17 protein-coding genes are annotated in these 20933 nt (G+C 72.6%); 6 read left to right on the plus strand and 11 right to left on the minus strand.

Annotated features, from left to right (window positions below):
- Nucleotides 1-9 precede the first annotated feature (9 nt).
- The 6 genes from ACOOHC_RS12125 to ACOOHC_RS12150 form a co-directional block, all read right to left on the minus strand.
- Nucleotides 10-1893: an ABC transporter substrate-binding protein gene (locus ACOOHC_RS12125; protein ID WP_420450662.1), complete on the minus strand. Its 1884-nt coding sequence runs from the start codon at nucleotides 1891-1893 to the stop codon at nucleotides 10-12.
- 170 nt (nucleotides 1894-2063) lie between these two features.
- The gene (gene infB / locus ACOOHC_RS12130; RefSeq protein ID WP_420450663.1) at nucleotides 2064-5045 is read right to left on the minus strand and encodes a translation initiation factor IF-2; all 2982 of its coding nucleotides are present in this window, start codon (nucleotides 5043-5045) and stop codon (nucleotides 2064-2066) included.
- Nucleotides 5046-5078: 33 nt separating this feature from the next.
- A complete protein-coding gene (locus ACOOHC_RS12135) occupies nucleotides 5079-5465 on the minus strand; it encodes a YlxR family protein (RefSeq protein WP_420450664.1) in 387 nt (128 codons plus the stop codon).
- The gene (nusA, locus tag ACOOHC_RS12140) at nucleotides 5398-6675 is read right to left on the minus strand and encodes a transcription termination factor NusA (RefSeq protein WP_420450665.1); all 1278 of its coding nucleotides are present in this window, start codon (nucleotides 6673-6675) and stop codon (nucleotides 5398-5400) included. Before nusA ends, ACOOHC_RS12135 begins: the two co-directional genes overlap by 68 nt.
- An 11-nt stretch (nucleotides 6676-6686) precedes the next feature.
- Nucleotides 6687-7244 carry a ribosome maturation factor RimP gene (gene rimP / locus ACOOHC_RS12145; RefSeq protein ID WP_420450666.1) on the minus strand — a complete coding sequence of 186 codons (558 nt, stop codon included), beginning with the start codon at nucleotides 7242-7244 and terminating at the stop codon, nucleotides 6687-6689.
- A gap of 203 nt (nucleotides 7245-7447) precedes the next feature.
- Complete coding sequence (locus ACOOHC_RS12150; RefSeq protein ID WP_420450667.1) at nucleotides 7448-8284, minus strand: DUF1206 domain-containing protein; 837 nt, start codon at nucleotides 8282-8284, stop codon at nucleotides 7448-7450.
- 168 nt (nucleotides 8285-8452) lie between these two features.
- Between ACOOHC_RS12150 and ACOOHC_RS12155 the strand changes: the two genes are divergently transcribed.
- Both ACOOHC_RS12155 and ACOOHC_RS12160 read left to right on the plus strand, forming a co-directional pair.
- On the plus strand, nucleotides 8453-10225 hold the full coding sequence (locus ACOOHC_RS12155) for a proline--tRNA ligase (RefSeq protein WP_420453796.1): 1773 nt from the start codon (nucleotides 8453-8455) through the stop codon (nucleotides 10223-10225).
- Between the two features lie 76 nt (nucleotides 10226-10301).
- Nucleotides 10302-11882, plus strand: coding sequence for an AMP-binding protein (locus ACOOHC_RS12160; protein WP_420450668.1), 1581 nt, complete (start codon nucleotides 10302-10304; stop codon nucleotides 11880-11882).
- A gap of 70 nt (nucleotides 11883-11952) precedes the next feature.
- Here the strand turns inward: ACOOHC_RS12160 and ACOOHC_RS12165 are convergent, their stop codons facing one another.
- The 3 genes from ACOOHC_RS12165 to ACOOHC_RS12175 form a co-directional block, all read right to left on the minus strand.
- On the minus strand, nucleotides 11953-12798 hold the full coding sequence (locus tag ACOOHC_RS12165) for a MaoC/PaaZ C-terminal domain-containing protein (protein WP_420450669.1): 846 nt from the start codon (nucleotides 12796-12798) through the stop codon (nucleotides 11953-11955).
- 154 nt (nucleotides 12799-12952) lie between these two features.
- Nucleotides 12953-14242, minus strand: coding sequence for an MFS transporter (locus ACOOHC_RS12170; protein ID WP_420450670.1), 1290 nt, complete (start codon nucleotides 14240-14242; stop codon nucleotides 12953-12955).
- Complete coding sequence (locus ACOOHC_RS12175; RefSeq protein ID WP_420450671.1) at nucleotides 14239-14766, minus strand: MarR family winged helix-turn-helix transcriptional regulator; 528 nt, start codon at nucleotides 14764-14766, stop codon at nucleotides 14239-14241. Before ACOOHC_RS12175 ends, ACOOHC_RS12170 begins: the two co-directional genes overlap by 4 nt.
- A gap of 169 nt (nucleotides 14767-14935) precedes the next feature.
- Between ACOOHC_RS12175 and ACOOHC_RS12180 the strand changes: the two genes are divergently transcribed.
- Nucleotides 14936-16165, plus strand: coding sequence for an NAD(P)/FAD-dependent oxidoreductase (locus tag ACOOHC_RS12180; protein WP_420450672.1), 1230 nt, complete (start codon nucleotides 14936-14938; stop codon nucleotides 16163-16165).
- 93 nt (nucleotides 16166-16258) lie between these two features.
- Here ACOOHC_RS12180 and ACOOHC_RS12185 read toward each other — a convergent pair whose 3' ends face one another.
- Nucleotides 16259-16597, minus strand: coding sequence for a hypothetical protein (locus ACOOHC_RS12185; protein WP_420450673.1), 339 nt, complete (start codon nucleotides 16595-16597; stop codon nucleotides 16259-16261).
- A gap of 61 nt (nucleotides 16598-16658) precedes the next feature.
- Between ACOOHC_RS12185 and ACOOHC_RS12190 the strand changes: the two genes are divergently transcribed.
- Genes ACOOHC_RS12190 through ACOOHC_RS12200 form a run of 3 tightly spaced genes read left to right on the plus strand, consistent with a single transcriptional unit; the run spans nucleotide 16659 to nucleotide 19748 of the window.
- Complete coding sequence (locus ACOOHC_RS12190; protein ID WP_420450674.1) at nucleotides 16659-17744, plus strand: AAA family ATPase; 1086 nt, start codon at nucleotides 16659-16661, stop codon at nucleotides 17742-17744.
- A gap of 1 nt (nucleotide 17745) precedes the next feature.
- Nucleotides 17746-18744, plus strand: coding sequence for a DUF58 domain-containing protein (locus ACOOHC_RS12195; protein WP_420450675.1), 999 nt, complete (start codon nucleotides 17746-17748; stop codon nucleotides 18742-18744).
- Nucleotides 18741-19748, plus strand: a complete 1008-nt coding sequence (locus ACOOHC_RS12200) for a VWA domain-containing protein (RefSeq protein WP_420450676.1) — start codon at nucleotides 18741-18743, stop codon at nucleotides 19746-19748. Before ACOOHC_RS12195 ends, ACOOHC_RS12200 begins: the two co-directional genes overlap by 4 nt.
- A 21-nt stretch (nucleotides 19749-19769) precedes the next feature.
- On the opposite strand, the gene ACOOHC_RS12205 is transcribed toward ACOOHC_RS12200, so the two are convergent.
- Nucleotides 19770-20816 (minus strand): LLM class F420-dependent oxidoreductase, encoded by a 1047-nt coding sequence (locus ACOOHC_RS12205; protein ID WP_420450677.1) that lies wholly within the window; start codon nucleotides 20814-20816, stop codon nucleotides 19770-19772.
- Between the last annotated feature and the right edge of the window lie 117 nt (nucleotides 20817-20933).

Genomic DNA, 20933 nt, shown 5'->3' on the forward strand with positions numbered 1-20933 from the left:
GTCGCCGGGTCAGGCGAGCCAGGTCGTGTCGAACCACGTCCGACCGTTCGTCGAGCAGATGAGCTGCTCACCCTCGGGGGATCGGCGGTCGCACACGCCGCGGACGTTCTCGGCGAAGGCGTTGTCCCACGGGGTGTGCACGAGGAAGATGTAGGTGTAGGCGTCGTGCATCGTCTGGGACACCTGCTGGTAGATCGCGTCGCGATCGGGGCCCGGCTCGGCGAGCTGGCCCTCGAGGAGGAGCGCGTCGCGCTCCTCGTCGCACAGCCGTGGCCAGTTCAGCGAGATCCCGCCGACGGTGCGGCACAGCAGCCACACGTTGTCGAGCGAGGGATCCTCGGCGCCGAACTGACGCCAGTACGTCGTGTTGTACTGGCCGAGGGCGGCCTCCTGGATGTGGGCGTCCTGCTGCAGCTCGTCGTTGGTGATGTTGAACAGCGAGCTCCAGCCCTCGCGGAACAGGTCCGCGGCGCGGGTGTTGATCGTCGACGGGCCGGAGAACTGGAACTCCATGTTGATCTTGCCGTCGGTGCAGTTCGGCGTCCCCAGCACCGGGTTGGACCCCCCGCCGAGCTCTGCGCAGTACTCGTCCACGAGCGCCTGCGCCGCCGCCACGTCGTCGCCCTCCTGGACGATCTCGGGGTCGTGGTACCGGCTGTCCTCGGTGAACATCTGGTCCGCCGGGCTGGCCGTCCCGAGCCCGATCAGGGTGCGGAAGTTCTGCAGCGGGGTGGCCAGCGTGAGCGCCTGGCGGGCCCGGATGTCGTCGAACGGCGGCGCCTCGGAGTTGATCATCACGAACGTCTCCTCGCCGCTCTCGTCGAAGACGCTCTGCACGGAGCCTTCGTCCAGCAAGACGTCGACCGACTCCGGGTCCGAGCTCTGCAGCGCGTCGAGCTCGCCGTTGAGCAGGAGGTCGTTGCGGTTCGCCGGGTCGGTGACCGGGAGGAACTCGAGGCGGTCGAGGAGGACCTCGCCGTTCCACCACTCATCGTTGCGCGTGAAGCTGGTGACCGAGTCCTCCGAGCGGTTCTCGAAGACGAACGGGCCGGTCCCGACGGGGGCCTGGTTCAGCGTCGGGTCCTCGACGGCCGCCGCGATCCACGTGGGCGACGCGACGTAGCCGAGCTGGCTCGCCAGCGAGCCGGGGAAGTACCTGTTGCCCTCGAGCAGGTTGAACTGGACGGTGAGGTCGTCGACCGCCGCGACCGCGCCCTCCTCGGGGTAGAACGGCCGCACGGCGAGGCCGACGAGCGGGTCGGCCCGCTGGGCCTCGAAGTTCACGATGACGGCGTCCGCGTCGAGCGGGGTCCCGTCGTGGAAGGTGACGCCCTCGCGCAGCGTGACGGTCCACTGGGTGAAGTCCTCGTTCGGCTCGACCGTCTCGGCGAGGTACGGGACGAACGACCCGTCGGTGGTCGGCGCCGTCAGGGTGTCGAAGACGGCGTTGGCCATCATCAGACCGGGCGCGGAGAGGGCGGACGAGGTGGGGTTGATGCCGTCCACGTCGGCCTCGAGCCCGTAGCGCAGGGTGCCCCCCTGCTGCGGCTCGCCTTCGTTCGACACGGGAGAGCCCTCGCTCTCGGGCTCGCCGCCCGCGCCGTCGCCGGCCGTGCCGTCGGGGGCCGTCGTGTCGGAGGGCGCGGCGCTGATGTCGGTCTCGACGGCACCGCCGTCGCTCTCGCCGGGGGCGCCGTCGTCGGGAGCCGGCGTCGTCTCGGTGGACTCCTCCGGCGGAGCCGTCGCCGCCCCGCCCGGGGTCGCCGCCCCGCCGTCGTCGTTGCCGCCGCACGCCGCCGCCACCAGGGTGAGGCCGACGAGACCGGCCACGGCACGACGCCGCCCGGACCGACGCATCGTCCCGCTGCGCTGCACCCCTCGTGTCGACTTCATCGGTTCGCCCCCATCTGGTCGTCTCGGATCGTCGCGGGTCTGCCCCGCGCAGGTGCGCACCATAGCTGCGCGATCCGGCGTGCGGGGGGTCACGCGCGGGGTTTCGTCACCCCCGATGTCGACGGACGGCGCTGCCCCGGTGCCGCTCGGGCACCGGGCGCACGGTCGGGTCAGAGCGAGGTGCGCTCGACGGCGACGTCGTCGTAGGTCTCGATGACGTCACCGGGCTTCAGGTCCTGGAAGTCGTCGAGCCCGATGCCGCACTCGAAGCCCTCACGGACCTCGCGGACGTCGTCCTTGAAGCGCTTGAGCGACGCGATCGCGCCCTTCCAGATGATCGTGCCCTCACGGAGGAAGCGCACCTTGGAACCGCGGGTGATGACCCCCGACTGCACCATGCAGCCGGCGATCGCGCCCTGGCGCGGCACCCGGAAGATCTCGCGGACCTCGGCCTCGCCGGTGACCCGCTCCTCGAACTCGGGATCGAGCATGCCGACCATCGACAGCTCGATGTCCTCGAGCAGCTTGTAGATGATCTCGTAGGTGCGGATCTCGACCTCGGCCTGCTCGGCGGCCTTGCGGGCCTTGCCGTCGGGGCGCACGTTGAACCCGATGATCGTCGCGTTCGTCGCCTCGGCGAGGGTGATGTCGTTCTCGGTGATCCCGCCGACCGCGCGGTGCACGAACGACAGCTCCACCTCGTCGCCGTTGAGCTGGCGCAGCGACGACGTCACCGCCTCGAGCGAGCCCTGGACGTCGGCCTTGACGAGCAGGTTCAGCGACGCCGTCTCACCCGACTGGATCTGGGCGAAGATGTCCTCGAGCTTGGTGCCCGTCTTGACCCGCGAATCCTCGCGCAGGTGCCGCGCCTTGAGCCGCTCGGCGCGCGCCTCGCCGACGGTGCGGGCGACCTTCTCGTCGGGAGCGGCGCGGAACTCGTCGCCCGCCTCGGGGACGCCGGACAGCCCGAGCACCTGCACCGGCGTCGACGGACCGGCCGACTTGACCTGATCGCCCTTGTCGTTGATCATCGCCCGGACGCGTCCCCACGTCCCGCCGGCGACGATCGGATCGCCGACCTTGAGCTCGCCCTTGTCGACGAGGACGGTCGCGACCGGGCCCCGCCCCTTGTCGAGCTGGGCCTCGATGACGATGCCCTTGGCCCGACCGGTCGGGTTGGCCTCGAGCTCCTCGAGCTCGGCGACGACCTGCAGCTGCTCGATCAGGTCGTCGACGCCGAGACCCTGGAGGGCCGACATCTCGACGACGATCGTGTCGCCGCCCCACGACTCGGGGACGAGCTCGTGCTCGGCGAGCTGGGTGAGCACCCGCTGGGGGTCCGCGTTGTCCTTGTCGATCTTGTTGACCGCGACCACGATCGGCACGTCGGCCGCTCGCGCGTGGTCGATCGCCTCGATCGTCTGGGGCATCAGGCCGTCGTCGGCCGCGACCATCAGGACCACGATGTCGGTCGCCTCCGCTCCGCGGGCACGCATCTGGGTGAACGCGGCGTGGCCAGGGGTGTCGAGGAAGGTCACCGAGCCGAGCTCGTTGGTGACCGTGTAGGCACCGATGTGCTGGGTGATGCCGCCCGCCTCGCCGTCGACGACGTTCGCGCCGCGGATGTGGTCGAGCAGGGTCGTCTTGCCGTGGTCGACGTGGCCCATCACGGTGATCACCGGCGGGCGCGGCTCGAGGTCCTCGTCGTCGTCGGAGTCGTCGAACAGCTTCTGCAGCTCGACCTCCTCCTGCTGGCCGGGCTCGACGAGCAGGATGTCGCCTCCGACCTCGAGCGCGAACAGCTCCATCTGCTCGTCCGCGAGGGTCATCGTCGCGGTGACCATCTCGCCGTTGGTCAGCAGGAACCGCACGACGTCGGCCGCGGTGCGGTTGAGCTTCGGCCCGAACTCCTGGGCCGACACGCCGCGCTCGATGACGATCTCGCCCTCGGGGACGGGGACGTCGGACGACGTGTACTGGGTCGCCTGCGGCTGCAGGTCGTCCTGGTCGCGACGACGCCGCCGCCGTCCCGTCCGGCGCGGGGGCCTGCGCTGCCCGCTGGGGCGGCTGCCTCCGGGGCGTCCGGGCCCGCCGGGGCCGCCACCGGGGCGCGGTCCGCCGCCGGGGCCGCCGCGGTACCCGCCGCCTCCGGGGCGCGGGCGATCGCTCGAGGGCGACGGGCGGGAGGAGCCGGGGGGCGGCGGGATCGGCTTGCCCGACGGCGACAGCGGCTTCACGCCACCGGGGGGCGGCGGAACGGGTGCACCCGACGGGCCGACCGGTCCGCGCGCGGTCGGGGCGGTCGCGGGGGCGTCGGCGGTGTCGATCGCGGCGGCCGCCTCGGGCGGCGGGGTGCCGTCCGCGCTGGGGCGGGCGCTGGAGATGACCCGGCGCGGCTCCGGCGGCGGGGGCGGCGGAGCCGGAGCGGGCTCGGCGGGCCGTGAGGTGCCGGCGATCTTGGGGATCGGCCGCCCCTCGGCGGCCGCGACCACGGCGTCCGCGGCGGTCGGCTGGGGGGTCGACGGACGAGCGGTCGGGGTCGCGCCGAGCGGCGCCTTGCCGGGAGGCGGCGGCGGAGCCGGCTCCCTCGCCGCGGCGGGCGCCGGGGCCGAGGTGGGCGACGGCGGCGCCGGAGGGCGCGGCCGAGGGGTGGAGGGGGCGCTCTCGGCGGCGGCGGGAGCGGCCGGTGCGGCCGGTGCGGGGTCGGGCTCACCAGCCGACGAGACGATCCGGCTGGACGACGAGCCCGAGGTCGCCGCGCCCGAGGACGCGTCGCCCTGCGTCGCGGCCGTGGACGGGCCCGCGCCCGCTGCGTCGGAGGTCGGTGCGGCATCGCTCGCCGCGGCCGGGGCGGGGGCGTCCTGCGCCGGCGACTCGGGGGCGTCGGCGGACGCCACGACCTTCTTCGCCGCCGCCTTCCTCTTCGCGGCGGACTTCTTCTTCTTGGCCGGCTTGGCCTCCTCGGGCTGCTCGTCGCGGGTGAGGCCCTCGCGCTCGGCGCGTCGACGGAGCATGTCGGCGTACGCCTCCTGCAGCGACGACGACGGAGCCTTCGCCGCCAAGCTGGCGGCCTTCGCCAGATCGAGCAGCTCTTGGTTGGTCATCCCGAGCTCCTTGGCGAGCTCGTGGATACGGATCTTCTTCGCAGGCACGCTTCGATTCAACCTTTCCCTGTCGTCATTCCCTCACCGCCGACGCGATCGGTCGGTGTGTTCGTCTCCTCCGAGCGCCGCTCGGATCGCCCCTCGGTCGTCGTCGTCCAGAGCCGTCCGCCAGGCCCGCTCGAAGCGACCGCGGGCGAGGGCGGCGTCGAGGCAACCGGGCGCGGCGCGGCGCGCCCCGTCACGAGCGGAGCCGGCGCACAACCACGCACCGCGACCCCGACTCGGACCCCCGACCGCGACGACTCGACGACCGTCGACCTCGTCGCACGTGACCCGGAGCAGCTCCGACCACGGACGGCGACGCCGACAGCCGACGCAGCTGCGGACGGGGCCGTGCCGGTCAATCGCCGGAACCCGCCGGGTCCTCGGTCGCCGCCCGGTCGGGCGACGGCGACGTGTCGGAGCCAACGGCGCCCCCGTCGGGAGCCGGCGCGCCGTCGATCGCCGCCTCGGCGGCCTCGGCCGCCGCCTGGGCGTCGCGGTTCGCCTGGCGTCGTGCCGCTGCCTCGGCGGCCTGCTGGTCCTGCCACGCCGACTCCGAGATCACGGTGCCGTCGCTGGCGTGCCACTCCATCTCGCCGGTCACCGTGTTGGCGACCCACTGGCCGTCGGCGTACTCGACGTTCTCCTCGTCTCGCCCACCGGCGGGGATCCCCTCGGCGAGCTGGGTCTCGGAGCGGATGTCCACGCGGACCCCGGTGAGGCGCGCGGCGAGGCGTGCGTTCTGCCCCTCGCGACCGATCGCCAGGCTGAGCTGGTGGTCGGGGACGATCACGTCGGCCTGGGTGCCGTCGTCGGAGATGTTGACCTGGGTGACCTTGGCCGGGGAGAGCGCCTTCGCGACGAAGTCGGGCAGGTCCTCGGAGAACGGGACGATGTCGATCTTCTCGCCGCGCATCTCGTTGACGACCATCCGGACGCGGCCGCCTCGCGCGCCGACGCACGCGCCGACCGGATCGACGTTGTGGTCGTTCGACCAGACCGCGATCTTCGTGCGGTGCCCGGGTTCGCGTGCGCAGGCGCGGATCTCGACGACGCCGTCCGCGATCTCGGGGACCTCGAGCTCGAAGAGCCGCTTGATCAGCCCGGGGTGGGTGCGCGAGACGACGATCTGGGGGCCCTTCGGGGTGCGGCGGACCTCGACGATGTACGCCTTCTGGCGCTCGCCCTGGCCGGGGCGCTCGAAGGGCACCTGCTCGGCCTGGGGCAGCAGCGCCTCGGCGCGGCCCAGGTCGAGGAGGGTGTACCGCGCGTCGGTGCGCTGGATGATCCCGGTGACGATGTCCCCCTCGCGGTTCGCGTACTCCTCGAACTTGCGGTCGGACTCGATCTCGCGGATCCCCTGGCTCATCACCTGGCGGAAGGTCTGCGCGGCGATGCGGCCGAGCTCCTCCTTGCGCGGGGTGTCGTCGCGCTCGTTGATCCAGTTCCCGTCCTCGTCGACGTCGTAGGCGATGAACGAGAAGTCCATCGTGTCGGGATCGACCTGGACGACGACCTCGTCGGCGGCGTCGGGACGCCGCTTGTAGGCGGAGGCGAGGGCGTTGACGAGGACCTGGAGCAGGGTGTCCTCGGTCAGGCCCTTCTCCTGGGCCAGCATCGAGATGGCTTCGCTCATGTCGAGATTCGTCACGACTCTTGCTTCTCCTTCTTGGCGGTCGACTTCGACTTCTTCTTGCCCCGCGAGTTGCCGGGGCCCTTGCCGGGCTTGGGCGCCGGCCCCCACTCGAACACGGTGCGCGCCTTGTCGATCGACGCGATGTCGATCGATCGCTCCTCGTCGGCCGAGGTGGCGATCGTCGCGCTGGTCTCGTCGGCGGCGACGAGGCGGCCGTCGATGCGCCGGTCCTCGTTCTCGGCGACCGCGTCGCCGCGCAGGCGCACCGTGACGTCCTTGCCGACCTCGCGACGGAAGTGGGCGGGGGTGCGCAGCGGGCGCTCCAGACCGGGGCTCGTCACCTCGAGCGTGTACTTCCCGGCGATCGGGTCCTCGTGGTCGAGCTCGCGCCCGATCAGGCGGGTGGCGAGGGCGAGCGCGTCGAGATCGATGCCACCGTCGGATCCGGGCGGGGTGTCGACGGTGACGCGCACCACAGCGCTGCGTCGCTCGACGTCGTAGAGGTCGAGGCCGAGGTCGGAGGTGATCGGCTCGACGAGCGCACGGACCCGATCCATCTCGTTCGCCATCTCGTCGCCTCCTCTCGTCGTCCGTGCCGTCTCAGAGAACGAGGCGTGAGGCTCGCGCCCCACGCCTCGGTCGTGAATCCGAATTGCGGCCGTTGATGGTAGCAGCACCGACGGCCGCTCCGATCGGGAGGCGCCGCGGGGCGGCGCGCCGACGGGCTCGCCGACGACGCCGGAGCCGGGGGCGTCGACGGATGTGGAGGGGGTCAGTACGCCCGGCGGAACTTGGCCTCGGCGAGGGCGAACGCCCCGTAGGCGACGGTGCCGATCGCGATGATCCACAGCACGATCTGGCCCAGGGTGTTGCCGGAGAGGTCGCTCAGCAGGCCCGACAGGCCCTTGACCTCGTCGGGATCGTGCTGGATGCCGGCCACGAGGAAGAACACGCCGAGCCCGATGACCAGCAGGGCCCGCCCGGCGTAGCCGACGCGACCCGCGGTGCGGATCGTGGTGCGGGTCGTGTCGTCCGTCGTCGCGAGGCGCTCCATGAACTCGGCGTTGACCGTGTACTCGTAGATCTGGTACGCGCCGTACCCGATCGCCGCGAGGCCCAGCACCATCACGATCCAGCGACCACCGGGCCACTCCATGATCACCGAGGCCGCCTGCTGCTGGCTGTCGCCACCGCCACCGCCGCCCGAGCCACCCGACGATCCGCTCGACCAGTTGGCGATCAGCACGGACACCGCGGTGACCGCGGAGGAGAGGTACAGGACGGCCTTGACCGCGCTCTTCGCCCGGTCGGAGGCGTCGTCGCCGTCGATCGGGTCGCCCACGATCGCCTGCAGCGCCTTCCACGCGACGAGCGCGACGAGGCCGACGGCCAGGATGATCAGCAGGAACTTGCCGAACGGCGCGCTGGCGACGTTCTCGATGGCTCCCGCCTTCGACGCCGACTCGCTCGAGGAGTCTCCCTGCGCGACGTTGATGATCAGCAGGCCGAGCGAGAAGTACAGGATGCCCTTGCCGACCAGGCCGACCGGGCCGACCTTGCGTCGGACGTCGACCGCCGTGGATTCGGCGGACTGCGCGGTGTCTGTCATGGATGCCCCCTGGTGTCCGTGTCGACGCGGTGGCGCGCCGATGACGACCCGTACCCCGCCGCGGGCGCACCGAACCATCACCGCGCCCGTCGGCACCCGCCGTCGGGGTCGCCGGCGGCCGTGGCCCGGCCGCCTCGGCGTCGCCGGTAGGTTCGGCGCGTGCTCCGGATGTCGAACCTCTTCCTCACGACCCTGCGCGACGACCCGGCCGACGCCGAGGTGGCGAGCCACCGGTTGCTCACCCGTGCGGGCTACGTCCGGCGGGTCGCCCCGGGGGGCTTCTCGTGGCTCCCGCTCGGGTGGATCGCCTTCCGCAACGTCGAGCGGATCGTGCGCGAGGAGATGGACTCCGCCGGCTTCCAGGAGGTCCACTTCCCGGCGCTGCTCCCCCGCGAGCCCTACGAGCGCTCCGGCCGCTGGAGCGAGTACGGCGACAACCTGTTCCGCCTCGTCGACCGCAAGGGCGCCGACTTCCTGCTGGCGCCGACCCACGAGGAGATGTTCACCCTGATGGTCAAGGACGTCGTCACCTCGTACAAGGACCTGCCGGTGCGGATCTACCAGATCCAGACGAAGTACCGCGACGAGGCACGGCCGCGCGCCGGACTGCTGCGCACCCGGGAGTTCACGATGAAGGACTCCTACAGCTTCGACCTCGACGACGAGGGCCTCGACGACTCCTACGCCGCGCACCGCGACGCCTACGTCACGCTGTTCGATCGACTCGGGCTCCCCTACGTGATCGTGTCCGCGATGTCGGGCGCGATGGGCGGGTCGCGCTCGGAGGAGTTCCTGGCCCCGATGGAGGTCGGTGAGGACACCTACGTGCGCTGCACGGCGTGCGACTACGCGGCCAACGTCGAGGCGGTGACCACCCCGGTGCCCGACGAGATCCCGCTCGAGGGCCTCCCGGCGGCCGAGGTGCACGACACCCCGGGGACCCCGACCATCGGGACCCTCGTCGAGTTCGTCAACCAGGACGAGTCGATGCGCCACCCCGACCGCGACTGGACGGCGGCCGACACCCTCAAGAACCTGCTCGTGGTGCTGCGCCACCCCGACGGCTCCGCCGAGCCGCTGGCGATCGGCATCCCCGGCGACCGAGACGTCGACATGAAGCGCCTCGACGCCGTCGTCGCCCCGGCGGAGGCGACGCCGTTCGAGGCCGAGGACTTCGCACGCCACCCCTCGCTCGCCAAGGGCTACATCGGTCCCGGCGTGCTGGGAGACGCGAACGTGTCGGGCATCCGCTACCTCGTCGACCCCCGGGTCGTCAGCGGCACCGCGTGGATCACCGGCGCGGACGCGATCGGTCACCACGTCATCGACCTCACCGCCGGGCGCGACTTCACGGCGGACGGCACCATCGAAGCGGCCGAGATCGTCGACGGGGACGTCTGCCCCGCCTGCGGCGGCGAGGTCGAGATGGCGCGCGGCGTCGAGATCGCGCACATCTTCCAGCTCGGGCGCAAGTACGCCGAGGCGCTCGAGCTGCGGGTGCAGGGCGAGGACGGCAGGTCGGTCACCCCCACGATGGGGTCCTACGGCGTCGGCGTGTCGCGCTGCCTCGCTGCGATCGCCGAGGCGAACCACGACGACATCGGGCTGTGCTGGCCGCGCGAGATCGCACCTGCCGACGTCCACCTGGTGATGGCGGGCAAGGAGGGCGGACCCCAGCGCGCCGCGGCGGAGGATCTCGCCGCCGAGCTCGAGGCCGAGGGGCTGCGCGTCCTGCTCGACGACCGGGTGAAGGTCTCCCCGGGGGTGCGGTTCAAGGACGCCGAGCTGATCGGGGTCCCCACCATCGTCGTCGCCGGGCGCGGCGTCGAGGCGGACGAGCCGACGTTCGAGGTGAAGGACCGCCGCAGCGGGGAGCGCGTCGACGTCGCGGTCGGCGACGTCGTCGCGCACCTCGTCGATCGCAACCGCACCGTGCGCTGAGCTCGGCCCGCCGCCGGGTCCGGCGTCGCCGAGCTGCGGCCCCGGTCACTACGGTCGCGGCCGACGGAGGAGCCCCATGTACGCGACGAAGCACGCACAGCAGCATCCCGACCGGCCGGCGTTCATCATGGCCTCGACCGGCGAGGCGGTGAGCCTGCGCGAGTACGAGGGCCGGGCGAACCAGCTCGCCCACCTCCTGCGCGACCACGGCCTCGCCCGGGAGGACCACATCTCCATCTTCATGGAGAACAACGACCGCTACCTGGAGTCGTGCGGCGCAGGCGAGCGCAGCGGCCTCTACTTCACCTGCATCAACTCGTACCTCCGACCCGAGGAGATGGCCTACATCGCCGACAACAGCCGCTCGCAGGTGCTGATCACGTCGGCGGCGCGGTGGGAGGTGGCCCAGGCCGGGCTCGCCGACTGCCCCCGGATCGACCTGGTGCTCGTCGTCGGCGGCGCCGAGGCCGGGATCGCCACGAGCGGGCGCGACGGCGTCGAGGTGCGCGACTTCGCCGAGGCGGTCCGGGACCGGCCGACCGAGCCCATCGACGACGAGCGGCTCGGGATCGCGATGCTCTACTCGTCGGGGACGACGGGCCGACCCAAGGGCATCGTGCGCCCGCTGCCCGACGTGCCACCGAGCGAGCCGCTCCCCCTGTACCGGTTCCTGTCGAGCATGTGGCACTACCGCGAGGACATGGTGTACCTGTCGCCGGCGCCGCTCTACCACTCCGCTCCCCAGGCGGCCGTCGGCCTCACGCTGCGCCACGGGGGGACCGCGATCATCATGGAGCGCTTCGACCCGGGCGAGTACCTGCGGCTCGTCGAGCGCTACGAGGTCACCCACTCCCAGCTCGTGCCGACGATGTTCAGTCGGATGCTCAAGCTGCCCGACGCCGAGCGCGAGGCCCACGACCTGTCGTCGCTCGAGATCGCGATCCACGCGGCCGCACCGTGCCCCGTCCCGGTGAAGGAGCGGATGATCGACTGGTGGGGGCCGATCATCCACGAGTACTACGGCGCCACCGAGGGCCTCGGCTTCGCGGCGTGCGACTCCGCGGAGTGGCTCGCCCACAAGGGCACCGTCGGCAGGATCGTGCTCGGCGACCTGCACATCCTCGACGACGAGATGAACGAGCTGGCGAACGGTGAGCCGGGGACGATCTGGTTCGAGACGGCGAGCGAGTTCGAGTACCACGACGATCCGGAGAAGACCGCCGAGGCGACGTCGGCCGACGGGACGATGACCACGGTCAACGACGTCGGCTACGTCGACGACGACGGGTTCCTCCACCTGACCGATCGCGCCACGTTCATGATCATCAGCGGGGGCGTGAACCTCTACCCGCAGGAGACCGAGAACCTGCTGATCACCCATCCCAAGGTCGCCGACGCCGCCGTCTTCGGCGTCCCGAACGAGGACCTGGGCGAGGAGATGAAGGCGGTCGTCCAGCCCCTCGAGGGAGTGGAGCCGGGCGACGAGCTGGCGCGCGAGCTCACCGAGTTCTGCGGTGAGCACCTGTCGCGCCAGAAGGTGCCGCGCTCGATCGACTTCTCCGCCGAGCTCCCCCGCCTCCCGACCGGCAAGCTCTACAAGAAGCAGCTCCGCGACGAGTACTGGGGCGAGGGCGCCAGCAGGATCGTCTCCGACTGACCCCGTCGTCGAACGTTCCGCGGCCAGCGGTCGCAGCGCCCGCCCGCCGGTGCACGTCGGCCGGTGCGCGTCAGGTGGTGCGCAGCAGGCCCTGGTCGATGACGACGCGCTCGTCGCCGTCGCCGACGGCGCTCGTGGTGAACACGACGCCGTCGTCGGTCTCCCACATCCGCACCGCGAGCTCCTCGCCCGGGAAGACCGGTGCCGCGAAGCGGCCCTCGACGTGCGCGAAGCGCGCGGGGTCACCCCCGCACACGGCGTGCAGCAGCGCCCGACCGGTGAACCCGTAGGTGCACAAGCCGTGCAGGATCGGGGTGTCGAACCCGCCCTGGGCGGCGAACGACGGGTCGGTGTGCAGCGGGTTGCGGTCGCCCGACAGCCGGTACGTGAACGCCTGGTCGCGCGATGTCGAGTACCGCACGACGTGGTCCGGGTCACGCTCGGGTGCCGTGTTCGCTCCCCCCGACGGACCGCGCTCGCCCCCGAAGCCCCCGGCGCCGCGCACGAACGCGGACGACGTCAGGGTGTACAGCTCGTCGTCGCCCTGCCGTGCGGTCGTGACGGTGTCGATCACCGCCGCCTGCCCCTTGTCCCACACCCCGGTGATCTCGCCGGTGATGGTCACCGTCCCCTCCGGGGGGATCGGCGCGTGGAGGGTGATGCCCTGGCGCCCGTGGACGAGCTGGGTGCGGTCGATCTCGCCCACGGCGCGCATCGGCGCGCCGCGGCCGTAGCCGATGACCACGGGGAACGTCGGCAGAACCCGCTGCTCGACGCCCTCGCTGTTCTCGGTGGTGAACGCGAGCTCCTCGTGACCGGCGCCCACGCCGACCGCGTACAGGAGCGCGTCGTCGCTGGTCCAGCTCACCTCGAAGGGCTCGGAGGTGGCACCGACGGCGTCTGGGTTCAGCGGCATGGGGCGATCGTAGGCACCGACCCCGCGGCCCGGCGAAGGGGCGCTCCGTCGTCTCGATCGCATCGCCGTCGGCCGAGGCGCCGTCGCTCACGTCTCCATCGGTCACGCCGCCGTTGGGGGGAGGCGTCGCGCCCGACCCGCGGGCGACGCGCGCTCAGCCGACGACGCCGGTCGACGTGGCGGGCGCGGGGGCCCGGACGGGGGGCGCGTCGCCCCGACGGGGCATCTCCCCGCTGGCGTGGAACGCCGAGCGGCCGTAGAGCGCGGCGCCGATCGACGCGAGGCCGCCCACGGCGAGGGCGATGCGCGGGCTGGCGTGCTCGCCGACGAACCCCACGATCGGCCCCCCGATCGGCGTCGAACCGAGCAGGCAGACGGAGAACAGCGCCATCACCCGACCCCGGAACATCGGTGCCGAGTTGAGCTGGAGCGTCGCGTTCGACAGGGCGATGACCGCCACGCTGCAGGCGCCGAGCAGGGGCATCAGCACCAGCGCCGACCACAGCGTCGGCATGGCGGCGAGCGCCAGGGTCACGACCCCGAACGCGGCGGCCACGACCACGAACCGAGCGGGCGTCGGGTTGCCGGCCGATGCGGTCGCGAGCCCGCCGACGACGGCGCCCGCCCCCATCAGCGCGGTCATCGCCGCGAGACCCGACGAGCCGGCCCCGAAGGTGAACTCCGCCAGCAGCGGGAGGGTCACCGTGAACTCGTAGGTGATGGTCCCGATGACGGCGAGCATGATCAGGGTGGTGCGCAGGTTCGTGACCGACCAGGCGTAGCGGAACCCCTCGCGCAGCTGACCCCGCCCGCGGGCCGTGCGCTCGGTCGGCTGGAGCTCGGCGGCGTCCATCAGGCGCAGCGCGACGATGACCGCCACGAAGCTCGCAGCGTTGATCAGGAAGCACGTGCCGATCCCGACGGTGGCGATCAGCACCCCGCCGATCGCCGGTCCGATCACCCGGGCGCCGTTCACGACGACGCTGTTCAACGTGACCGCGTTGGACACGTCGTCGGGACCGACCATCTCCATCACGAAGGTCTGCCGCGCCGGGTTGTCGAGCGCGGTGACGGTGCCGAACAGCGCTGCCAGCACGTAGAGCATCCAGAGCTCGATCGCTCCCGTCGCGGTGAGCGCACCGAGGACGAGGGCGAGCACCGCCGCGCTCGACTGGGTGATCGTGATCAGGCGGCGCTTGTCGAAGCGGTCGGCGATCATCCCCCCGGTCGGGGCGAGCAGCAGGGTCGGGAGGAACTGCATCGCCACGACGCCACCCAGGGCGGTCCCGCTCCCGGTGAGCTCGAGGACCAGCCACGACTGGGCGAGCATCGCCATCCACGTGCCCGAGAACGAGACGATCTGGCTGACGAAGTAGAGCCGGTAGTTGCGGAAGCGCATCGCCGCGAAGGTCCGGCGACCGGCGGCTCCGATGCGCTCGTTCACGTGCGCGACCCACCGGCGGCGGCGCTCTCGACGAGCGGTTCGCCACCGTCGTGAGCTGCACCGGCGTGGGGCACGACGTCGTGCGCCGCGTGGTCCGGCGCGAGCAGGCGCTCGAGGGCGGGGAGCGCGGCGATCACGGCCTCGAGATCGCCGGGTCCCAGCCGGTCGAGGCGGTCGCCGAGCCAGGTGTTGGCCGCCGCGCGGACCTCCTCGACGTAGGACCTTCCGAGGGAGCTGAGCCCGATCACGACGCGCCGGCGGTCGGCGGGGTCGGGGTGGCGGTCGACCAGTCCGCGCTCCTCGAGGTGGGCGACGATGCGGCTCACCGACGGGGGCCGGACGTGCTCGTGCTCGGCGATCTCCCCGACCGAGCAGTCTCCGTGACGCACGAGCGTCGAGAGCACCGCGACCTGGGACGGGGTGACGTCACCGATGGTGTTGGTGCGGATGTTGCGGGCCAGGCGCAGCACGGACAGGCGCAACCGGTTCGTCGCGTCGATCGAGGTGGGCTCGGCGGTTCGCACGATGCGTAGCGTAGCTAATCGTTGCCGTCGCTCACGATCGACCGGTGTCGACATCGGGCACACGTCGACGACGTGGGCCCGCGGCGTCCCGTCGTGCTCACCGGGGTCGGGGGGCGGCGACCACGACGCGCCGGCCCGCTCGCAGCGGGCGCGGCCGTAGCGTGGTGGGGTGACGCAGGAGCGGGTGGCGGCCGACGTCGTGGTCGTGGGTGCGGGGCCGGCCGGTGCCGCCGCGGCCGTCGAGCTCCGCCGGCACGCGATGTCGGTGGTGGTGGTCGACAAGGCGACCTTCCCCCGCGACAAGTGCTGCGGCGACGGGCTGACCACGCTCGCGCTGCGCGAGCTCGAGGACCTCGGCCTCGATCCCGGCGACGTCGAGGACTGGTACGACGTCGACGGCGCGGTCCTGCGCTCCCCCAGCGGCCGAGAGGTCGTCGTGCCGCTCCCCGACGCCGGGCGCTACGCCGCCGTCGCGCCCCGACTCCAGCTCGACCACGCCCTGGTCGGGCTGGCGCGCGACGCCGGGGCGGAGGTGCGCGACGGGTGCCCTCTCGAGTCGATCGACACCTCCGAGCCCGATCGGATCGTCGTCCACGCCGGTGACCTGCGGATCAGCGCCCACCACGTGATCGCGGCCGACGGCATGTGGAGCCCCGTGCGCAAGGCGACCGGTCGCTCCGAGCCGGGCTACCTCGGCGAGTGGCACGGCGTGCGCCAGTACGTGCGCGGGGTGACCGGGAGCGCCGCCGAGCGGCTCCACGTCTGGTTCGAGCCCGACCTCCTCCCCGGCTACGCGTGGTCGTTCCCCCTCCCGGGCGGTCGTGCCAACGTCGGCTTCGGGGTCCTGCGCGACGGCTCGCGCTCGGGCCGCGACGTCAGGGCGCTGTGGCCCGACCTCCTGGCCCGCCCCCACGTCGTGGAGGCGCTGGGGCACGATGCCGAGGTGGAGGGACGCCGCAGCGCGTGGCCGATCCCGGCACGCATCGACTCGATCGCGCTCAGCGCGGGTCGCACCCTGTTCGTCGGCGACGCCGCGGCGGCGACCGACGTGATGACCGGGGAGGGCATCGGCCAGGCCCTGCTCACCGGGCGCCTCGCGGCCCGCGCGATCGCCGCCGGTTCACCCGACCGCCCCGACGCCGTCGCCGCCGACTACGAACGGGCGGTCGCGCACCACCTCGTCGCCGACCACCGCCTGTCCCGCTCGCTCGGTGCGGTCCTGGCCCGGCCCTGGGGGGCGCGGGGAGCGATCCGGGTCGTGGCGGCCAGCGGGGGCTGGGGGAGGCGCAACTTCGCCCGGTGGATGTTCGAGGACGAGCCGCGGGCCGTCGCGCTCACCCCGGGCCGATGGCACCGGCGGGTGCTGCGACGCCCCGGCGCGTACGTCGACGCACCCTGAGCGCGCCGCCGAGGCACGCCCCCGACACGCGACCCCAGCGAGGCGCGTCGGCGACTCGCTCGGAACCCCCCGGCCGTCGACCGCGCTCGGGTCTCAGCCCGGCGGCGCGGCGCGTGGATCGCCGGGCGGGGGCGCCCACACGTCGAGTCCGGCGACGTGGACGGTGATCCCGTCGAGGTCGATGTCGCCCGGGTCGTCCGGGCTCTCGGCGACGGCCACCCCGTCGTCGCGCGGCGGACCCACGTAGATCTCGCCGATCGCGATCATCGCACCCGCCATCGCCGCCCCGGCGAGGCCGCCCGATCGGCGCCCGGCCTCGATCGCCTGCGTCCGGCGGCGAGCGACCGCCTCCTCGCGCACGATCGCGTCGGCGTCGAGATCGATCTCGTCGGAGAGGGCCGTGAGGTCCTCGTCGGGGGATGCCGCCTCCACCGGCACCACGATACGCCCGACGACCGCGCCCACGCCGCGACGCCCACTAGCTTCGACCCCGATGAGCGAGCCTCCCGCCGGTCCCCGAGCCCCGGACCGCTCGGCCGCCGCGGGCTCGCTCGCCCTGCGTCCTTCCGAGGCGATGGACGACGCACGCACCGCCGAGACCTTCGAGCGCATCTTCTTCGAGCTGCGCAAGGTGATCGTCGGCCAGACGCGCCTGCTCGAGCGCCTGCTGGTGGGGGTGCTGTGCCGCGGGCACTGCCTGCTCGAGTCGGTCCCCGGCCTCGCGAAGACGCTCGCCGCGGAGACCCTCGCCGGTGTCGTCGGCGGCTCGTTCGCCCGCATCCAGTTCACCCCCGACCTGCTGCCCTCCGACATCGTCGGGACGCGCATCTACCGCGGCAGCACCGAGACGTTCGACGTCGAGCTGGGGCCGGTGTTCGTCAACTTCCTGCTGACCGACGAGATCAACCGGGCGCCCGCGAAGGTCCAGTCCGCTCTGCTCGAGGTGATGGCCGAGCAGCAGGTCACGATCGGCGGGGTGACCCATCCCGTCCCCGATCCGTTCTTCGTCGTCGCGACGCAGAACCCGATCGAGTCGGAGGGGGTCTACGACCTGCCCGACGCCCAGCGCGACCGGTTCATGATGAAGATCGTCCTCGATCACCCGACCGCGGACGAGGAGCTGACGATCCTCGACCGCATGGGGGTGGGTTCGTCCGCCCCGGTGTGCGAGCAGGTCGTCACCCTCCCCGAGCTGATCGGCCTGCAGCGGCGCGCCGACTCCGTCTTCGTCGATCGCTCGGTCGCCCAGTACGCGGTCGACCTGGTGCAGTGCACCCGGTCACCGACGCGCTTCGGCCTCGACGACCTCGACGAGGTGATCGCCCTCGGGGCCAGCCCGCGGGCGACGATCAACCTGGTCCGCGGCGCCCGTGCGCTCGCGATGCTGCGCGGACGCACCTACGCCACCCCCCAGGACGTGTTCGACGTGGGTCCCGAGGTGCTGCGCCACCGACTGCTGCTGACCTACGACGCCCTCGCGCAGGACACCACCACCGACGACGTCGTGATGCGCATCCTCGGCGCCGTGCCGGCGCACTGGGTCTCGCCGAAGCCCAACGACGCGTTCTCCCGGAGCTGACGTGGCCGCTCGCGGGCGCTGGCCGACGTCGAGCACCGACGAGCGCGACCGTCGTGCCGTCGACGGCGGCCGACCTCCCGGGCGCTGGGTGCGTGGGCCCACCCCCGACGGGCTCGCCGAGCGCGTGCGGCGGCTGGAGCTGACGATCAACCGACGCCTCGACGGCGCGCTGCACGGTGACCACCAGGGCCTCACCCCCGGCCACGGCTCCGAGCCGGGCGAGTCGCGGCCCTACCAGGCGGGCGACGACGTGCGCCGGATCGACTGGAACGTCACCGCACGCACCCACGAGACCCACGTGCGCGACCAGATCGCCGATCGCGACCTCACCGCGTGGCTGGTCGTCGACGTCTCGGCGGCCATGGACTTCGGCACCGAGGACGACGACAAGGCACGCACCGCGATGGCCGCCGCCGCCACCGTCGGGTTCCTGACCGCTCGCGGTCGCAACCGACTCGGAGCGGTGCTAGTGGCGGGCCCCCTGCTCCACGTCGTGCCGCCCCGGTCGGGACGGGACCAGGTCCGTGCGATCCTCTCCGCCGTCGCCACGCCTCCTCCCTCGGAGGGATCGGGCCCGGCGAACCTCGCCGGCGCGCTCCACCGCGTCGGAGCGCTGGCGCGGCGTCGGGGGTTCGTCGCGGTGGTCTCCGACTTCGCGAGCGACCGGTGGCGGGACCCGCTCGCCCGGGTCGGCGTGCGCCACGACCTCCTGGCCCTCGTCGTCAGCGACCCGCGCGAGCACGACGTCCCCCCGATCGGGCTGGTCGAGCTGGTCGACCCGGCGACCGGAGCGGGTCGCGAGGTGCGGATCACCGCGGCCGTGCGACGTCGCTTCGCGCAGGCGGCCGCCGAGGACCTCGATCGCCGCCGGGAGGACCTGCGTCGCTCGCGCGCCGAGGTGATCGAGCTCTCGACGTCGGACGACTGGTTGGCGTCGATCGTGCGGCACGTGCGCCGCCGCCGGGTCCAGGCCGTGCGGACCCCGAGCTCGGCGCGATGACGGGCGACTTCCTCGCCCCCGGACGCCTCTGGTGGGGGCTCGTGGTCATCGCGCTCGCCGTCGCCTACGTCGCGTCCCTGCGGTGGCGGAGCCGAGCCCAGGTGCGCTTCACCCGCGTCGACCTCCTCGAGCGCGTGGCTCCGGCCCGTCCCCGGTGGCGCCGCCACCTGATCGCCGCGGTGAACCTGCTCGGCCTCGCCGCCGCCGTCGTCGCGCTCGCGCGCCCGGTGGAGCGGACCACGGAGCGGTCGCGCAGCGAGGGGCGGATCCTGGTGCTGTTCGACGTGTCGCTGTCGATGCAGGCGACCGACGTGGACCCCGACCGGCTGAGCGCCGCCAAGCAGGCGGCGCGCGACTTTGTCGATGCCGTCGACGACGACGTCGAGGTCGGTCTGGTGTCGTTCGCCGGGGTGGTGCGCGTCGAGGTCGAGCCGACCCTCGACCGATCCCTGCTCGACCGCCGCATCGACGACCTCGATCTCGACCTGTCCACCGCGATCGGCGACGCGCTCGCCGTCGGGACCCGCGTGCTGGTCGACCTCGCGGACTCGTCGGCCACCGGCGCCGGAGGCGATCCGGGGAGCGACGACGGCGTCGCCCCGGGGGCGATCGTCCTGCTCTCGGACGGCTCGACCACGGTCGGCCTCGACACCGCCGACGGTGCGGCCATCGCGGCCGATGCCGGTGTCCCGGTCTCGACGATCACGTTCGGGACGCTCACGGGGGCGATCGTCGACCCGGTGACGGGCGACGTCGTCCCCGTCCCCGTCGAGCCCGGTCCGCTGCGCGCCGTCGCCGAGGCGACCGGGGGCGAGGCGTTCGAGGCGCGCACCGGTGACGAGCTGGTCGACGCCTACGACTCCATCCGCGACGCCCTCGGTGACACCCTCGGCGAGGAGGTCGAGGTCGTCGCCGAGCTCACGTGGAGGTGGGCGGCGGCGGCGTTCGCCCTGATGGCGGCCGCGTGGGCGCTCAGCCTGTGGTGGCTGCGCGGGATGGTCTGAGGACCGGACCGCCCCGGCGCCTCACGGCAGCAGGGTCCGGAGCTCCTCGATCGTGGCGACGGGGTCGGCGCCGGCCGGGGTGACGCTGAGGTGGGTGACGCCGGCCTCGGAGTAGGCGGCGAGGCGCTCCTTCACGTAGCTCCGCGGCCCGACCAGGTTGGTGTCGCGCAGCATCTGGGCCGGGACCAGCGAGGCGGCCGTGTCCTTCTGGCCGTCGAGGTAGTGATCCTGGATCGCGATCGCCTCCTCCTCGTAGCCGTACTTCTGCAGGATCGCGTTGTAGAAGTTCTTGTCGCGCGACCCCATCCCGCCGACGTAGAGCGCGACGTTCGGCCGCGAGCGGTCGAGGATCGCGTCGGCCGCGTCGCCGACGAGATCGTCACCGATCGCGACCATCCCACCGGCGGAGATCTGCAGCGGACCGAGCTCGGGGTCGCGCTTCGACGTCCCCTCCTTGATCTCGTCGCCCCACACGTCGTGGAACTTCTCCGGATCGAAGAAGATCGGGATCCAGCCGTCGGCGTGCTCGGCGGTGTTCTTCACCGACAGCCCCATCAGGCTCGCCCAGAAGATCGGGATCCGGGAGCGGACCGGGTGGTTGATCAGCTTCAGCGGCTTGCCCATCCCGGTCCCCTCACCCTCGGGGAGCGGGACCTGCACGGTGGGGCCGTCGTAGACGACCTTCTCGCGCTCGAGCGTCATCCGGCAGACGTTGATGTAGTCGCGGATCCGCGGCATCGGCTTGTCGTAGGCGACGCCGTGGAACCCCTCGATCACCTGCGGGCCCGACGCGCCGAGGCCGAGGATGAACCGGCCGTTCGACACGTGGTCCAACCCGGCGGCGGTCTGGGCCATGCAGGTCGCCGTGCGCGAGAAGACGTTCAGGATGGCCGAGCCGATCTCGATCGTCTCGGTCTTCGCCGCGAGGAACCCCATCTGCGACACGGAGTCGAAGCTGTACGCCTCGGGCACCCACACCACGTCGAGTCCGGCGGCCTCCAGCTCGACGACCCGCTGGACGTCGGCGTGGAAGTCACCGGAGTAGTTGATCATCATCGACAGCTTCATGCCGAGCGACCCTAGGTGCCGCCCCCGGCGCCCCGCGAGTCGGGCCCGTCACCACCCGGATCCGGCGGTCGACTCGGACCGCGTGCCGGGGGCGGCGGAAGCGGGGGCGGGATCTGC

Origin of the sequence: Ilumatobacter sp. (assembly GCF_965215205.1) — a bacterium.
Lineage (GTDB): Bacteria > Actinomycetota > Acidimicrobiia > Acidimicrobiales > Ilumatobacteraceae > Ilumatobacter_A.

Bases quoted from the DNA above. Each gene is read 5' to 3' on its own strand.
- ACOOHC_RS12125 (WP_420450662.1), bottom strand. From the start codon at position 1,893: ATGAAGTCGACACGAGGGGTGCAGCGCAGCGGGACGATGCGTCGGTCC.
- nusA (WP_420450665.1), bottom strand. From the start codon at position 6,675: ATGAGCGAAGCCATCTCGATGCTGGCCCAGGAGAAGGGCCTGACCGAG.
- rimP (WP_420450666.1), bottom strand. From the start codon at position 7,244: ATGGCGAACGAGATGGATCGGGTCCGTGCGCTCGTCGAGCCGATCACC.
- ACOOHC_RS12150 (WP_420450667.1), bottom strand. From the start codon at position 8,284: ATGACAGACACCGCGCAGTCCGCCGAATCCACGGCGGTCGACGTCCGA.
- ACOOHC_RS12155 (WP_420453796.1), top strand. From the start codon at position 8,453: ATGTCGAACCTCTTCCTCACGACCCTGCGCGACGACCCGGCCGACGCC.
- ACOOHC_RS12160 (WP_420450668.1), top strand. From the start codon at position 10,302: ATGTACGCGACGAAGCACGCACAGCAGCATCCCGACCGGCCGGCGTTC.
- ACOOHC_RS12165 (WP_420450669.1), bottom strand. From the start codon at position 12,798: ATGCCGCTGAACCCAGACGCCGTCGGTGCCACCTCCGAGCCCTTCGAG.
- ACOOHC_RS12190 (WP_420450674.1), top strand. From the start codon at position 16,659: ATGAGCGAGCCTCCCGCCGGTCCCCGAGCCCCGGACCGCTCGGCCGCC.
- ACOOHC_RS12200 (WP_420450676.1), top strand. From the start codon at position 18,741: ATGACGGGCGACTTCCTCGCCCCCGGACGCCTCTGGTGGGGGCTCGTG.
- ACOOHC_RS12205 (WP_420450677.1), bottom strand. From the start codon at position 20,816: ATGAAGCTGTCGATGATGATCAACTACTCCGGTGACTTCCACGCCGAC.